This is a genomic window from Breznakiella homolactica, from assembly GCF_016616095.2.
GTDB classification, from domain to species: Bacteria; Spirochaetota; Spirochaetia; order Treponematales; family Breznakiellaceae; genus Breznakiella; species Breznakiella homolactica.
Window position 1 is genome coordinate 643,139 of record NZ_CP067089.2, and the last position, 15,928, is coordinate 659,066.

Sequence of the window (15,928 nt, forward strand, 5' to 3'; positions counted from 1 at the left end):
GATGTACGGCAATGATTCATTAAACCAGAGACCCCAGGTTAATCTCGCCCGCTCAACATCGCGCCGGATGTGGCTCGTCTGTCTCTGCGCGGGATTTGCGGTAATCCAGTCGGCGGTTACCGAAATATCGACTCTGTATATCGCCGCCGCCGCCGTCATCGGCGCCCTGGGAACGGAACTTCTGCTGAACATACGGTCAAACCGGAATGTCCTCAAGGACGGCAGCGCCCTGGCCACGGCTCTGATCCTGACTGTCATGCTGCCCAATACCCTGCACCCCGTGCTGGCGGCCCTGGGCGCCGCGTTCGCCGTTGGTGTTGTGAAATACAGTTTCGGGGGACTGGGCGCAAACTGGCTCAACCCGGCGCTGGCGGGATGGCTGTTTATCCGGTTTTCCTGGCCCGTACTTTTTGCCGGCGCTCTCTCAGGCTCAATCCTGAATAACCTTTACGACGCGGTGATGCGGGGCGGCACCGACGCTCAGGGATCGCCTCTGGGGATTCTCAGCATCACCGGATATCCCGTCAGCCATACCGATACCATGGTTACGGGGACATTGAATTCAACCATTCTGTCATTTACCGGGGCAAAGCTGCCCGGGGGATACGTTAATCTGTTCCTGCCGTACGGAACGGGAATTATCGCGGACCGGGGGCTCCTGGCGCTGCTTATTGGGACCATCCTTATCACCGCGTCCCAGGTTAACCGGGTCTGGATCCCGGCTCTGTATCTCTTTGTTTACGGCCTTCTGATCCGTGTTTTCGGAGCGCTCCCCTTTGGCGGGGATCTCTGGAACGGGGATATCCTCTTCGGGTTCTGCACCGGCGGGACCATGGTTGCCGCGTTTCTGCTTATCGCCGATCCGGTAACGGGGGCAAAATCGAATATGGGAATCGGGGTCAGTGTCACCCTGTGCGCACTCCTGAGTTACGTATTCCGGTATATCGGTATGGAATCCTACGGCGCTTTTTTCGCCGTGGCCCTGGTGAATAGCCTGGTTCCTCTGCTCCGCGGGCTGGAAAGCCGCCTGTTTTATGACCGTCGGAGGCTGCCCGTATGATGACGGAAAAACCTGACCGGCAGACCGCCTTAAAAGAAGCGGGGATTTCCGCTGCGTGGATTATGGGAACCCTTCTGGTAATCGGACTGCTCTGGCTGTTCACCCAGCCGGTCCGTGAACGGCGGTTTATCCGCACGGTCAACCGGGTCCTTATGCAGAACGAAGATCCCCGGAGACTGACCGCCGCGATTTCAGCCTGGGGCCTGCCGGGCAGGGCCGGCCAGCTTGGGTCCCGGTTCGAAACCGATACCCCCGGAAAAATCGCGGTGGTTTTCTCAATGGTGAATGACGGTATCCCGTTGTCCTGCCTGACCTTTGTCTCGGAAAACGGTACCGTCGAATCACTGATCCCGCTGAGCAACCATGCGTCCGCTGTCATGGACCGTATTCCCGAAATTACCAGGCAGACCTATATACGCCGCATTGAATCGGGTGAACGCATCCTGCGGGCCAAGGAGCAGCCATGAGCAGCCACGACTCACATCCCTTTTGGGGCTCCCGCAGCCCCCTTTCTTCCCTGGCAAGTACGTCTCTGCTTATTCTTGCCAGCAGCCGGGTCGCCTTTGCCCTGATACTGTTTCTCGCAATCATATTCGTTTACGGCCTGACCATAGCCGTTTCCATACCCGCAAAGCGGGCAATCCCGAAAAACAGCGCAAAACTGATACACATTTTTATCGCCAGTCTTTTTACGGGCCTTTTTCTTTTTATACTGTCCCTGGCCAGTCCGCTGTTAGTGCTGGACCTTGCGTTCATCGTATTGCTCGTTCCTCTGTCTTTTGTTAATTCCGCCATTCTTCCGCGCATGGACAGTCTGGGCCTCGATGAAGGTCTGTATGAAGGTTTGATTGAAGCGCTGATTCTCGGCGCTCTTATCCTCGCCCTGGCGCTGGTACGTGAGCCCTTCGGGTTTGGCGTAATAACCCTCCCGGGCATACAGGGGGTATTCGAACTGGTCCGCTTCGGCAGCGGGTCAGCCTTGGCTAACCGGATTGTCTCCTCGTCTTCCGGGGCGTTTATCCTGCTGGGCTACGCAATATCACTGTACCGGAAAATCAGGAACAAGCCCGCCGATAAGGAGGCTTCATGACCGGGCACATTCTTTCTCTGGCGCTTTTTTCCGGTCTTTCCCTCAACCTGCTGGTCCAATTCGGGATGGGAATCCGGAATGTACTCGACCGGCGGCCGGAAACGACCCGCTCAATCCTGCACCAGTGTCTCCTGGTATTCGGAACCGTTATCGTTATATGGCTTGTTTTTTCATTTATCCTCAGCCCCCTGGCGCTGGGGATTCTGGAGTCGGTGCTGATCCTTCCGCTTTCAATGCTGTCCTATCTGGGACTCCGGAAGGTGACCGGGGGCATTCCTTTTTTCCAGCAGGGGGATACCCAGGAAACTCTGCTGGGAACCAGCGGCCTGCCTGTGGCGGCTTCGTACTTTACAATACACCTGGCGGTCTCATTCGGTGAAGTTCTGGTGCTTGCCCTTGGTTTTTGCTTGGGGTATCTTTGTGCCGCCTGTATCGTAAAAGAAATCGATAAACGCTCAAACATAGAAACGGTTCCGCCGTTTCTCAGGGGCGCTCCCCTGATGTTTATTTCCATGGGGCTCCTGTCGCTTATTTTTTCTTCGGTCGCGGCGGTGCTTTTTAACGCTCTTAATATTTTCTGATTTTCCGGACATGCCCGGCGGCGGTATTGGCTGCCGGTTTTGTATTGTGTTTTTTTCCTTTTCATACTAGAAAAATTGGACTAAAATGGTGATATCATAGTGAAAAAAAGCAGCGCAGGGGTGAAAAGACACAATGAATAGTGACAAAAAAATAATGCTCGGCACCCACTGCCATGTTCCATACGGTTCAGCCGATGAGGAATTTGAATCTGTTTATGAAAAAAAACTGAAGCCCTTTATCACTACCCTGTACAAATTTCCGGAAATTCCCGCAATGGTCCATTACTCCGGGGTTCTCCTTAACTGGATCGAACGCCATCGTCCGGAGTTTTTTATGCTTCTGGAAGATTTAATCTCCCGGAAGCAGGTGGAACTTCTGGGGGGCGGATTTTACGAACCCCTGATGTCATTTCTTCCCCTGTCTGATAAAATCGGGCAGATAGAAATGCTCACCACTTATCTCCGCAAACAGTTCGGAAAGCGACCCCAGGGCTGCTGGCTGCCGGCCTTATCCTGGGAACAGAATATGGTGAGTCCCCTGAATACGTCGGGTATGGCCTATACTTTCCTCGATGAGGAGCAGTTTCTCCTGGCGGGGTTTACCGGACCGGGACTGGAATATCCCTGTACCAGCGAGGACCAGGGAAAACTTATTACGGTATTTCCGGTTTCCGGCCGCTATTCCGGGGAGTTTGCCCTCAAGGAACCCGCGGCGGTTCTTGAAAAGATCGGTTCCGAAGGACTAAAAACCCAGGAACGGATTATCACGGTTTTCCCGGACAGTTTTTATGGAGCCGATTCTGAAAAGGGCGGAGAAGAGCTGGGGGTATACCGCTTTTTCGAGGAACTGTCCCAATGGAGCGGCCGCATGCAGTTTACCAGCCCCGGCCGTATTCTCAAGGGATTACCGCCGCTGGAAAAGGGCTTTTTTCCGAACTCCGCGGACCGGCGTTTTTCGTACTGGACCATGGGCCTGAAAAACGCCAAAAAGATCAAAGACCCCGGGGAATCCGAAGGGGATATACCGTATTCCCGTTCACCCAGTTTTTATCCCGGTTCCATGCCGAAAAACTGTCTGGCCAAATACCCCGAGGCAAACGGAATCTATTCAAAAATGCTGTATACCGCGGGGCTTATCAATCAGCTCAGGGGCGATAAATCACGGAAGCGGATTGCCCGGGAAGAACTCTGGAAATCCCAGGGGTATGATGTGTTCTGCCACATCGGTGACGGCGGCATATACAACAACCTTATCCGCAAGGCCGCGTACCGGGCGCTGATCACCGCCGAACGGATAACCCGGGAAAAGGGAACGTTTATTCCTTCCCTGGCGGCGGTTGACTTTGATCTGGACGGCGAAAAAGAATACCTTTTCCAGAATAAGACCATCAACTGTTACGTAAAACCCCGGGGCGCCGCGGTCTTTGAACTGGATTACCTGCCGAAAACATGGAACTACCTCGATACCTTTGCCCGACGGCCCGAGCCCTATGTACAGGACCCGGGGCCCGAAGACGGCTACCGCCGTTCGGCTTTTCTTGACCGGCTGTGTCCGGCGGACGCTGTTCCCGGGGACCTTGCCGCGGGGGTGTATACAGGATGCCGCTGCTGTTCCGAGGAAACCTATGACCTCCTGCACATGGACCGGCTCCGCCAGGAGGCTCGGTTCAGGCTTTCCCGGAATAACAAAGGCCCCTTCGGTTCGGTGGAAATTGAGAAACTGTACCGGCTTAAAAAGGATACCCTGAGTATTCTGTACACTTTTACGAACACCGGCGAAAAACCGGAGACCTTTACTTTTACTTCCGAAATCGACCTGTCGTTTTATGGGGAAGGAAGTAATCTCCAGCGTGTATTCCTGATCAAGGGTGAAGGGAAAGAACCGGCGGCGGGTGATTCCCGGGAGTACAGGGATATCGCGGGGATTGAGTTCCAGGATGTAAAAAACGAAACCATCCTTCATTTTAATTCCGACGGTAATTTTAACTGTTTCATCATGCCCGTACGGACGCGGTGCCGGATCGGCGGTGTTATCGGGGATTATTACCAATCTACCTGCGTACTTCCCCTTAAACGGGTCTCTCTGGAACCCGGAGAGTCCTGGAATACCGCCTATTCCCTGAGAATCCAGCACTAACCAGCAGAGCACCCGCGTTATACCTGTACTTAACAGCACTGAAGCATGGAGATACCGGATCCGGGGGGCCTGGCTTGAAGAAAGGGCGTATGGCTCCTCAGTGGCCTGCGGCCTCGAAAGTCGCTCATACGCCCTTTCCTCAAGCCACCCCGCGTTACCGGGTTTTCCCCATGCTTCTGTGCTGCTGTTCTGTGAATAATGCGGGTGCTCTGCCTTGGCGGGGGTTGGGTAAGAGAACATTTTCATAGATGGTGTCGTATCGCCTACCGGAAAGTGCAGAAAAATATACCTACCGTTAGGTATAGCCGATGTCACGGATATTAGGGTACATCAGCCGCCGCCCGGGACCCCGGAGTGGGGGTAGCGTAAGACTTGCCGCCTGCGGCGCCAAGTCTTTTAGGAGTTTTGCTCCGCAAAACTCCACAGATGGTTCGGCAAGGCTGGAGCGAGGGGGAGCCGCCCGCCGGAAACAGTTACCCCCGGCAAGTAGAAGCACCAAGCACCCGTACATAATGGTAACGCCGGGTGCCGGATAAGAATGGGTATGAGCGACTTTCGAGGCCGGAGGCCGACGAGGAACCATACCCATTCTTATCCGGCAGGACCCGCGGCACTGTTAAACACGGGTGCTTGGTGCGTTTACAGCCTTGTGCTCCCCCGCATCCTTGACATTTGTTTATCTTACTTCCTATAGTAAACCAATCATGAAACGCAGATTAGTAACTTCAGCTCTTCCGTATATCAACAATGTGCCCCACCTCGGAAACCTTATACAGGTTTTATCCGCCGACTGTTTTGCCCGGTTCTGCCGGCTCAAGGGGTATGAAACACTGTATATATGCGGTACCGATGAATACGGAACCGCCACGGAAACCAGAGCGGCGGAAGAGGGGATCTCCCCTCAGGAATTGTGTGACCGGTACTATGCCATCCATGCCGAAATCTACCGCTGGTTTAATATTGCCTTTGATAAATTCGGCCGTACTTCGACCCCGATCCAGACGGAAATCGTCCAGGATATCTTTAAAAAGCTTGATGCCCAGGGGTATATTGTGGAGCGGACCATTGAGCAGCTCCACTGCGCTACCTGCGGCCGGTTCCTGGCGGACCGGTATGTCCGCGGGATCTGTCCCCACTGCGGTTACGAGGACGCCCGGGGCGATCAGTGCGAATCCTGCGGGAAACTCCTGGATCCAACGGAGCTCAAGGACCCCCGCTGCTCAAGCTGCGGTTCAAAACCGTCCCTGCAGTCCACAAAGCACCTGTATATAGACCTTCCCGCTATTAAGGACCGGCTGGAGCCGTGGATCAAGGAAACCTCGGTCAGGGGGTTCTGGGCAAACAACGCTGTGCAGATGACCCAGGCCTGGATCCGGGACGGCCTCCGGGAACGGGCCATAACCAGGGACCTCAAATGGGGTATCCCTGTGCCGAAACCGGGATACGAGAACAAGGTTTTTTACGTATGGTTTGACGCGCCCATCGGCTATATTTCCATAACCGGGAATCTGGGAGCGGAGCGTACTTCGGACTGGCACAAATTTACCGATCACTGGTGGAAAAAACCCGATGAAGTGGAGCTGTTCCAGTTTATCGGCAAGGATAATATCCCCTTCCATACGGTAATTTTCCCCTCAAGCCTCCTGGGGACCGGTGAGAACTGGACCATGCTTTTCCATATGTCCAGCACCGAGTACCTCAACTATGAAAGCGGGAAATTCTCCAAATCCAAGGGGGTGGGGGTTTTCGGCACCGATGTGATGGAAACCGGAATCGGTGCGGATGTGTGGCGGTTTTATATTTTCTACAACCGTCCGGAAAAATCAGACGCCCTTTTCACCTGGAAGGATTTCCAGGAGAAGGTCAACGGTGAACTCATCGGAAATCTCGGCAATCTGATAAACCGGACCCTTTCATTTGTTTCACGGTACTATGACGGCAAGATCCCCTCCGGCCATGATTCGCTCAGGGACGGGGAATTCTGGAACACCCTCCGGGAGTACGAATCGGCGATAGCCCAGAAACTCGAACGGGCGGAACTACGGGACGCCTTCAAGACAATATTTGAACTGTCATCCTACGCGAACAAACGGTTCCAGGACGGCGAGCCCTGGAAAACCCGGAAAGAAGACCCACGGAAGGCGGAACAGCTTATCCATGAACTGTGCCACGTTGTCCGGGATATCGCGGTTATGATCCATCCCTATATGCCGACGGCCGCGGAAAAGGTGGCATCCTTTTTCGGCCTTTCCATCGGATCCGGCGGGCTGTCCTGGATGGATATCGGTGAACCCCGGGGTATCCATTCGGTGGTTCACAGTGAGGTCCTGTTTCCGAAGCTCGAGGACAGCCATATTCTGGAACTCAGGGAACGGTATTCCGGGAGCCAGAAGGACCGGGAGGAACGGAAGTCCGGCGGGGACGCGGAAAAGGCGGTTTCTGAAAAAGCCCCGAAGCAGGAAACTCCCGCGGAACCGGCGGACCAGCGGTTCGCGAAAACCATAAACCTCCGGGTTGCCAAAATCGTAAATATTGAAAGGGTTCCCCAGGCGGAGAAACTCTTTGTCATAAAACTGGATATCGCCGGGGAGGAACGGACCATTGTTTCCGGTCTGGTTCCCCATTACAAAGAAGAGGATCTCCTCAACAAGCATATCATTGTGGCCTACAATCTCAAAAAGGCGAAATTCCGGGGGATTGAAAGCCACGGCATGCTCCTGGCCGCGTCGGACACCGACAGCAGCGGCAATGAGCGGGTTGAGGTCCTTGACGCCGGTGACACCCCAACGGGGACCAGGGTCGTCCTGGAAGGGGTTGAACCCGGGGAAACACCGGAGCAGATTAAAATCGATACCTTCTTTTCAATCCCCATAACCGTTGAGAACCATGCGGTCATGATTGAGGGAAAGCCTCTGATGATTGAGGGAAAACCGGTAAAGACATCGATGATTCCCACCGGTGAGGTTGGCTGATGGCCGGTCCCGGACAGTTTCCCATCCGGGGACTTATTCCGGCGGATCTGGCCAGTTGCAACAGGGCGTCTTCGTTTCTTCAGTCGGCATTCTGGGGCAGTTTTAAAGCCCGGTTCGGCTGGAACGCCCGGGCGTTCCTGATTGAATGGGAATATGCGGAACCCACACCCCTGCTGGTCATACGCCGGAGGCTTGCCCCGGGCATTACCTTTGCCTACGTTCCCTGGGGACCGGAACTGCCCGCGGGGTTTCCTGACTCTGATAATGAACGGAACGGGCTGCTCCTGGCGGTGGCGGACCACTTGAAACCTCTCCTGTCCCCGGACACGGCGTTTATACGGTTTGATCCTCCCTGGTACAGTGAAGGCGCCGACGCCGCGCCTCCCCCTGTTTTCCAGCCCTTTGCCCGGTCGGGAGCGGATATCCAGCCTCCTGATACGGTGATTGTCAGTCTGGCGGAGGACGAAGAAGCGATTCTCAGCCAGATGAAACCCAAATGGCGGTATAATATTCGGCTGGCCGAAAAGAAAGGAGTCACTGTCCGCCGCCAGGATGCCGGCGGCCTCGATACGTTCTACCGCCTTTATGGGGAAACCGCGAAACGGGACGGCATCGCTATACACGGGATCGATTACTATAAAACCCTGTTTTCCCACGCCGCGGACTACCCCGGCAACGGACAGGACCTGCGTTTATATACGGCGGACCATGAGGGCGAAACCCTGGCCGCAGTGATCATTATTTTCCGCGGAACCACGGCAACCTATTTATACGGCGCCTCCGGGGACACAAAACGCAATCTAATGGCTCCCTATGCGCTGCAGTGGCAGGCCATGAAAGACGCAAAGGCGGCGGGATGCCTTGAGTACGACCTTTTCGGTATTCCCCCCAGGGATGATCCCGGCCATCCCATGGCCGGCCTGTACCGGTTTAAAACGGGATTCGGCGGCCGTATTATCCACCGTCCCGGAAGCTGGGATTACACCTACCGGCACGTGATGCGGCGGCTTTTCAACGCGGCGGAAACCCTGCGCAAAAAGCTCCGGGACGCAAAAAAACGGCAGCGGTACCGGAAAAACGGGTTATAATCAATCCATGGAAATGGAAGGACCGCCCAATGGCGTTTGTATTGATAGCAGATGATGAACCGTCGGTGCGGGACGCGGTATTTATTGCCCTTGCCCGGGACGGCCACAGTGTTTTATCGGCGGATGACGGCCTTTCAGCCTGGCGGATACTCCAGGAAAATCCGGAAATAGAACTGGCGGTTCTGGACATTATGATGCCGGGCCTTGAGGGGACCGCCATACTGAGCCGGCTCCGGATGAGCGGCCGTGAACTTCCGGTGATTCTCCTGACATCCCGGGACGAAGAACTCGACCGTCTCGGCGGCTTTTCCCTCGGGGCGGATGATTATATCGGGAAGCCCTTTTCCGTCAGGGAGCTCTGCGCCAGAGTCCGGGCGGTACTCCGCCGGAGCCGCAGTGCCTCATTTGAGGTTCCCGGAGAAAAAGGTATCTTTATGGATACGGACGCTTTCCGGGCGTGGTACAACGGACAGGAACTGCGCCTTACCATAACCGAATTCAGAATACTTCTGGCTTTATACGAACATTGGGGAAATGTCCTTACCCGGGATCAGCTGCTCCGGCACGCCTGGCCCCAGGATACCTGGGTTTCGGACCGGAGCATTGACAGCCACGTAAAGCGGCTCCGCAGAAAACTCGAAGACGCCGGCGCCGGCAAGGATACGGTGGCGTCCGTATACGGCCTCGGGTACCGTCTGGAGGAGCGATGAAGCTCAAACCGCTCCTCCGGGGGCCCATTGTGCTCAGGCTTTTCCTGTTTAATATTCTGCTTATCTTCGTTCCGGTGGCCGGGTTTTTAAGTTTCAAAGCCTATGAAAAGGCGCTTCTGGAAAAGCTGGAGCACGCCCTGGTCCAGGAAGGCCGTGCCCTGGCCGCCTGGCTCGGCGAATCGGAGCTGGACGCCCAGCGGGCGGGCGCCGTTATAGCCAGGCTGGAACAGAGACATACCAGCCGTATCCGGGTTCTTTCCGCGGATGGAGGACTTCTGGCGGACAGCAGTATTTCCGGGACTGTCCAGTCTGTTCCGTCCGGCGCCGGGGCTGCGGCCCGCAAATCGGATTCCGGATCCGCCGTATCGGCGGAGGAAAGCTACACCCCGGCGGATGATTCCCCGGAAAAATCATCACCCCGGTCGACACTTCTGTACCGGGCGCTGTCGGTCCCCGTCCGGATATACCGGAAATATATTCTGCCTCCCAGGCCTCCCCTGGAAACGGCGGATTATTATTCCGGCAAAAAAATATTCGACGGGCCGGAGATAAAGGCAGCCCTGGCGGGTTGTTACGGTTCTTTCACCCGGGTTTCCGGCGGCGGCCAGACTTCCATTACCCTCTATTCGGCCCTGACGGTTTTAAGAGATGGTGAAGTCCAGGGGGCGGTGCTGGTATCCCAGTCAACCTACCGGATCCTGGGGGACCTCTATACCCTCCGGCTCGGGGTAGGAAGGGTATTTCTGTACAGCCTGCTTATGGCTGCCGCGGTATCGTTGATACTTTCCCTTACCATATCCCGGCCGCTGTCGCGGCTGAAAAAGCAGGCGGAATCCTTCCGCCGTTCCGGTTCACCCGCCGCGAAAATCAGTTTTTCCGGGAGCGGAAGAAAGGACGAGGTCGACGCCCTGGCCCTGGCGTTTTCGGACCTGGTAAACCGCCTGGACAGACACATTGACTGGGCGCTCCGTTTTTCCGCTGACGCCTCCCACGAACTCCGGAATCCCCTGGCGGGGATTCGGGCCAATGCCGAACTTATGGAAACCAGCGACCCCGCGCAGCAGGAACTCGTCAGGTCGATCCAGAATGCCTGTTCCCGCATGGAAAAAACCATTGAGGGCCTCCGTTCCATGGCGCTTCTCGAACGGCGGGGCGGAAGAACCTCCGCCGCGGAATTCAGGGAAATCATCCGGAATCTGGCTTCCCAGTACCCCAGCGGCAGCATTGCGCTGGAACTGGGTTCTGTACCGGAAAACTCCGGCATCGCCGCGGAGCCCCAGAACCTGGAAATCGCCGTGAGAAACCTCCTGGACAACGCGGTTTCATTTTCTCCGCCGGGCATCGCCGTAACGGCCATGCTTACGTATACCCCGGGCTTATTTGTATTCAGGGTCCGCGACAGCGGTCCGGGTATCCCGCCGGGGATGGAAGAAAAAATATTCGAACGGTTTTATTCCCACCGCCGGGGTGAACGTTCCCGGGAACATTCAGGTTTGGGACTTGCCCTGGTCCGGGCTATCGCGGAGAACGCCGGGGGTACGGCCCGGGCAGAAACGCCGGGTCCGCATTCCGGCTCCCCGGAATCAGGAGATTCCCCGGGCGCCTGCTTTACCATGGAATTCCCCGAAAAAGACTGATTTCCGCCATAATTCCGCCGCATTCGTACTTCAGAATGGAAACATATCAGGAGGTACTGTATGCAGAAAAAAATTACCGGCGGCAGCTTTTTCGGAGTAAAGGCACTCATTATCGCTGGGCTTTCCCTGGCTTTGCTCATTCCCGTGGCAATGCTCTCATCCATTGTGCGGGAACGGAAGATGCTGGCGGATTCAGTTAAAAATGATATTATCGCCGGCGCCGGCGGGGAACTGTTCCTGGCCGGGCCCTATCTTGTGGTCCCGGTGTACGAAACTTTTGAGAATAAAACCGAACGGCGAAATGTTGTTATATTTCCCAGGGAATACACGGTTCATGGCCAGGCCGCTACGGAACTCCGTTCCCGGGGGATTTATTCCGCCCCTGTGTTTACCGGGAATTTTTTCATCAGGGCTGTTTTTGATATCCAGGAAGACCGGATATCCCCGCTGTACCCGGGCCGGTGTTCGGTTCAGTTTGACCAGGCCCGTCTGTATATGGAAGTTCCCGACCCGGCGGTGCTCAGGGAAATGCCCGCAGTTACAACCGGGGACAACCGGACCATAGCCCTCACCGCTGATTTCGCTCCGCTCCAGATTGCCGGGAGCGCCCTGGGCGGGACGATACCGCTATCCCAGGGGCCGCTTGAAGTGTCCATGGACCTCGAAACCGGCGGCGGCGGATCCATCCGGATTATGCCCCTGGGAATGGGAAACGATATCCGGATCGAGTCGGACTGGACTACGCCGTCCTTTATCGGCGATACCTCCCCGATAATGCGGGAAATCGGTGAGGATGGTTTTTCCGCCCACTGGCGGCAGGCCCTGGGGACGGGGAAATGGCCTGAGTATTTCGATATAGCCGCAGGCACCCGGGGGTTCCAGTATTACAAAGGATTTGGGGTGGAACTCTTTGATTCCGTTGGTGTCTACCACAAGACGGAACGGGCCCTGAAATACGCCCTGCTTTTTATCGCTGTCCCCTTTATTGTAATTCTTTTGTTTGAACTGTTCGCGAAACAGCGTATCCACCCGATTCAGTACGCCCTGGTGGGAGTGGCGGATATCATATTTTACGCCCTCCTGCTTTCCCTGGCGGAGCAGATCAATTTCCTGGGAGCCTATATCCTGGCGTCGGGAGCTGTCATTGCCGCCGTAAGCCTGTATACCGGAGCGGTAATGAAAAAACTGAGCCGCGGGCTGGTCCTTGTCCCGGTTCTGGTCCTTCTCTACGGGTACCTTTACTCCGCTCTGCAGTCCCAGGATTACGCCCTGCTCATCGGTTCCGTAGGCCTCTTCGCGGTGGTGGTGCTGGTGATGTTTATAACCCGGAATGTGGACTGGTACGCCCTGGGAGGCAGAAAACCCCCGGAGCCTCCCGAATCCCTGCCTCCGGCTTTTCCCGGCGACCTGGACAATATTCAGGAGCAGGATTCCCCGGAGTACCCAGCCTAATGCGGTACCCGGATAAAATTGTTGGAAATACGGATAATATACCTAACGGTCGGTATAGTAAGATGTGACAAATTAAGACAAACCAGCCCCCACACACCCGGGAGCCCGAAGTGGGGGTAGCGTAAGACTTGCCGCCTGCGGCGTCAAGTCTTTTAGGAGTTTTGTAAAGCAAAACTCCACACGTACTGCGGCAAGGCTGGAGCGAGGGGGAGCAGCCCTCCTCTCGGAGCAGCACCGAGCCGGTTAAGCCGGAAAGCACCCGCCCTTATGGTAACGCCGGGTCTGTCATATAAACCGGTTTTCGAGGCCGAAGGCCGACACACCGCCATACTCGCTTTCCCGTGACAGGCCCCGCGGACCCGATACCCACAGGTGCTTTCCGGCCTGTCAGTCTCTGTGCTCCCCCTTAATATTGCACCGATGGGCTTTTTTTCTGTATACTGAATGTTACATGAATCTTGAAGCTTTTGTACTCGGATGCGGCGGCATGATGCCTCTGCCGAACCGGCATCTTACTTCGGTGCTGCTAAGAAGGGAAGGGGAGCTGTTCCTCTTTGACGGAGGTGAGGGAACCCAGGTTTCCCTGCGGAAACTCAACCTGCGCTGGAAGAAGATTTCCGCTATTTTTGTCAGCCATACCCACGCGGATCACGTTACCGGGCTCCCGGGCATTCTCATGCTTTCATCCCAGGTCGACCGGGACGATCCGCTGTATATAATCGGTCCGCCAAAAACGGCGGAGTATATCGAAACCAGCCGCAAAGTCCTGGATATGTATATCAATTACGAGATCATCGTCAAGGAAATTACGGAACCCGGTGTCGTATACGAAGGCGACGGTTTCCGGGTCCGGGCTTTTCCCCTGCGGCATACCAGAATCTGTATGGGATATGTCTTTGAAGAAGACGGCCGGCCGGGGCAGTTCCATCCGGAAAAAGCCGAACAGCTCGGGGTTCCCCGGGGCCCGCTCTGGTCAAAGCTCCAGTCCGGGGAAACGGTTCTGTCATCCGGCGGGACCGAGGTCCGTCCCGAAGATGTCCTCGGCGAACCACGGTCGGGCAGGAAATTTTCTTATGTAACCGATACGCTGGCGTTCCCGGAAATCTCCGGGGAAGTGGAAGGTTCCGATCTGCTTATCTGCGAAGGTATGTTTGAGAAGGAGCTTGAGGAAAGCGCCCGGGAAAAAAAGCACATGACCGCGGAGCAGGCCGCCCGGATAGCCCTGGAAGCCCGGGTCAGAAAACTAGCTCTCATCCATTACAGCCCCCGGTACACGGAATTCAATCTGAAACGGCTTTTGAAGGAAGCCCAGGATGTGTTTCCTGAAACGGTTCTGACCAGGGACCGGAGCATTTTCCCCATTGAGTATATCGACTAGCCGTGAGTTCTCCGGGAATCTTTTTTGGTTTTTTTTGTTACCGCCGCCGGGAGTTTTTTGTTACAATTATTGTACGGTTGTTTTCACAAAAAATCCTTAAGGCTTTTTCGCTGCAAATAAATGGGAGAACAGTATCCTATGATACAGGTCCAGGGACTTACAAAATACTACGGACCGGTTGAAGCGGTCCGGGATGTTTCCTTTGAGGCCGGCACCGGCCAGGTGCTCGGATTTCTCGGACCCAACGGGGCCGGAAAAACCACGGTTATGAAGATTCTTACGGGGTACCATTTTCCTGACCGCGGAGAAGCCCTGATTGACGGAATTTCGGTGCAGGATAATCCTCTTGAGGTTAAAAAACGGATCGGGTATCTCCCCGAAAGCGTTCCTCTGTACGGTGACCTCAATCCCGAGGAATACCTCACCTTTGTTGCGGCATCCCGGCTTGTTCCCAAGGCGGAACGGAAAAAAACCGTGGAGAGAGCCCTGGAAGCCTGCGGCCTTATGAACGCCAGGAACAAAACCGTGGAAACCCTTTCCAAGGGGTATAAGCAGCGGGTAGGACTGGCCCAGGCAATTATCCATGATCCTCCCATACTGATCCTGGATGAACCTACTTCCGGCCTCGACCCGAACCAGATAATCGATATCCGGAATCTCATAAAGGAACTGGGACGGAGCAAGACCGTGATTCTTTCGACCCATATCCTCCAGGAAGTTGAAGCCGTTTGCTCCCAGGTTCTTATTATCAACGAAGGGATCATCGCCGCCCAGGGTAGTCCCGAGGAAATTGCCGCCACCATGAAAGGGGGCGATACCTGGGAACTCCAGCTTAAAGGGAAAAGCCCCGCAGAAATCGAAGCCCTCGCGGCGCTGCTCGGAGAGGGGCTGTCTTCGGTTTCCGCTAAGCCCCTGGACCGGGGTATCACGGAGCTTACATTCCTCGCCGCGGAAACTAACGACGTAGACGGTGAAGCTGTTTTTGACTGGGCCGTATCCCAGGGCCTCAAGATACTGGCCATGAACAGGAAACGGCTCAGCCTGGAGGATATTTTCGTAAAACTCACCGGTGATGAAGGGGGGAGCCATGAAGCCTAACACCGGCGGAACCCTTGCCTTAGCGGGTAAGGAACTGTATTCCTTCAGCTATTCACCGGCAATGTACGGGATCACCGTCTTTTTTCTGCTTTTTACCTCGGTATGGCTTTTCTATTTCCAGAGGTTTTTCGCCATGGACACCGCCTCCCTCAGGCCGTTTTTCGCGGCATTCCCCATGGTGTTTATCCTGGTCATACCGGTGATTACCATGAAAAGCTGGGCGGAGGAGCGGAAACTCGGCAGCATCGAACTCCTGCTGACCATGCCTTTTTCCGAATGGAATCTGGTTCTGGGCAAATACCTTGCCTGCGTCGGTGTCCTGGCGTTCATGCTGGTCCTTACAATCCCGCTTCCCCTGACACTGTTTCCCTTGGGGAATTTTGAAGCCGGAATAATTGTTACGGAATATCTGGGCGCCCTGCTGCTGGGATCGTCCGCCATCGCCCTGGGGCTTTTCCTCTCGTCACTGTCAAAAAACCAGGGCGGGGCCTTCCTGGGAAGCGCCGTGGTGCTCCTGGTGGTGATGCTGGCAAGCCAGCTTAATATGAGTTTCAACCTTCCGGAAGTTCTGGCGGGGTTCATCAATTTTATTTCCCTGGCTTTTCATTTTGAAAGTTTTTCCAAAGGCATCATCGATTCCCGGGACGCGGCGTTTTTTATCCTCACCACGGTACTGTTCCTGTACCTCAACACCCGGGTGATCCTCTTCAGGAAGTGGAGTTAGC

At 55.4% G+C, this 15,928-nt stretch carries 13 protein-coding genes; all 13 read left to right on the plus strand.

The annotated features are described in order from the left end of the window. Nucleotide 1: 1 nt before the first annotated feature. The 13 genes from JFL75_RS03205 to JFL75_RS03265 all read left to right on the plus strand — a co-directional run bounded on the left by JFL75_RS03205 (nt 2) and on the right by JFL75_RS03265 (nt 15,927). Nucleotides 2-1,060 carry an RnfABCDGE type electron transport complex subunit D gene (locus JFL75_RS03205; RefSeq protein WP_215625256.1) on the plus strand — a complete coding sequence of 353 codons (1,059 nt, stop codon included), beginning with the start codon at nt 2-4 and terminating at the stop codon, nt 1,058-1,060. Continuing rightward, complete coding sequence (locus JFL75_RS03210; protein ID WP_215625257.1) at nt 1,057-1,527, plus strand: hypothetical protein; 471 nt, start codon at nt 1,057-1,059, stop codon at nt 1,525-1,527. The genes JFL75_RS03205 and JFL75_RS03210 overlap by 4 nt, the downstream gene beginning before the upstream one ends. Continuing rightward, nucleotides 1,524-2,150, plus strand: coding sequence for an Rnf-Nqr domain containing protein (locus tag JFL75_RS03215; RefSeq protein WP_215625258.1), 627 nt, complete (start codon nt 1,524-1,526; stop codon nt 2,148-2,150). Before JFL75_RS03210 ends, JFL75_RS03215 begins: the two co-directional genes overlap by 4 nt. Then, entirely contained in the window at nt 2,147-2,731 is a 585-nt protein-coding gene (locus JFL75_RS03220) for a hypothetical protein (protein ID WP_215625259.1), read from the plus strand. The genes JFL75_RS03215 and JFL75_RS03220 overlap by 4 nt, the downstream gene beginning before the upstream one ends. Nucleotides 2,732-2,864: 133 nt before the next feature. After that, nucleotides 2,865-4,868, plus strand: coding sequence for an alpha-amylase/4-alpha-glucanotransferase domain-containing protein (locus JFL75_RS03225; protein WP_215625260.1), 2,004 nt, complete (start codon nt 2,865-2,867; stop codon nt 4,866-4,868). Between the two features lie 704 nt (nt 4,869-5,572). After that, a complete protein-coding gene (gene metG, locus JFL75_RS03230; protein WP_215625261.1) occupies nt 5,573-7,840 on the plus strand; it encodes a methionine--tRNA ligase in 2,268 nt (755 codons plus the stop codon). Next, nucleotides 7,840-8,928, plus strand: coding sequence for a lipid II:glycine glycyltransferase FemX (locus tag JFL75_RS03235; protein ID WP_215625262.1), 1,089 nt, complete (start codon nt 7,840-7,842; stop codon nt 8,926-8,928). The genes metG and JFL75_RS03235 overlap by 1 nt, the downstream gene beginning before the upstream one ends. Nucleotides 8,929-8,957: 29 nt before the next feature. Then, nucleotides 8,958-9,638, plus strand: coding sequence for a response regulator transcription factor (locus JFL75_RS03240; protein WP_215625263.1), 681 nt, complete (start codon nt 8,958-8,960; stop codon nt 9,636-9,638). Next, nucleotides 9,635-11,275 (plus strand): sensor histidine kinase, encoded by a 1,641-nt coding sequence (locus JFL75_RS03245; protein WP_215625264.1) that lies wholly within the window; start codon nt 9,635-9,637, stop codon nt 11,273-11,275. The genes JFL75_RS03240 and JFL75_RS03245 overlap by 4 nt, the downstream gene beginning before the upstream one ends. Before the next feature lie 60 nt (nt 11,276-11,335). Next, a complete protein-coding gene (gene creD, locus JFL75_RS03250; RefSeq protein WP_215625265.1) occupies nt 11,336-12,727 on the plus strand; it encodes a cell envelope integrity protein CreD in 1,392 nt (463 codons plus the stop codon). A gap of 451 nt (nt 12,728-13,178) precedes the next feature. Beyond that, nucleotides 13,179-14,105, plus strand: coding sequence for a ribonuclease Z (locus JFL75_RS03255; RefSeq protein WP_215625266.1), 927 nt, complete (start codon nt 13,179-13,181; stop codon nt 14,103-14,105). A 138-nt stretch (nt 14,106-14,243) separates the two neighbouring features. Continuing rightward, nucleotides 14,244-15,203, plus strand: a complete 960-nt coding sequence (locus JFL75_RS03260) for an ABC transporter ATP-binding protein (protein ID WP_215625267.1) — start codon at nt 14,244-14,246, stop codon at nt 15,201-15,203. Continuing rightward, nucleotides 15,193-15,927: an ABC transporter permease subunit gene (locus JFL75_RS03265; RefSeq protein ID WP_215625268.1), complete on the plus strand. Its 735-nt coding sequence runs from the start codon at nt 15,193-15,195 to the stop codon at nt 15,925-15,927. Before JFL75_RS03260 ends, JFL75_RS03265 begins: the two co-directional genes overlap by 11 nt. Nucleotide 15,928 lies beyond the last annotated feature (1 nt).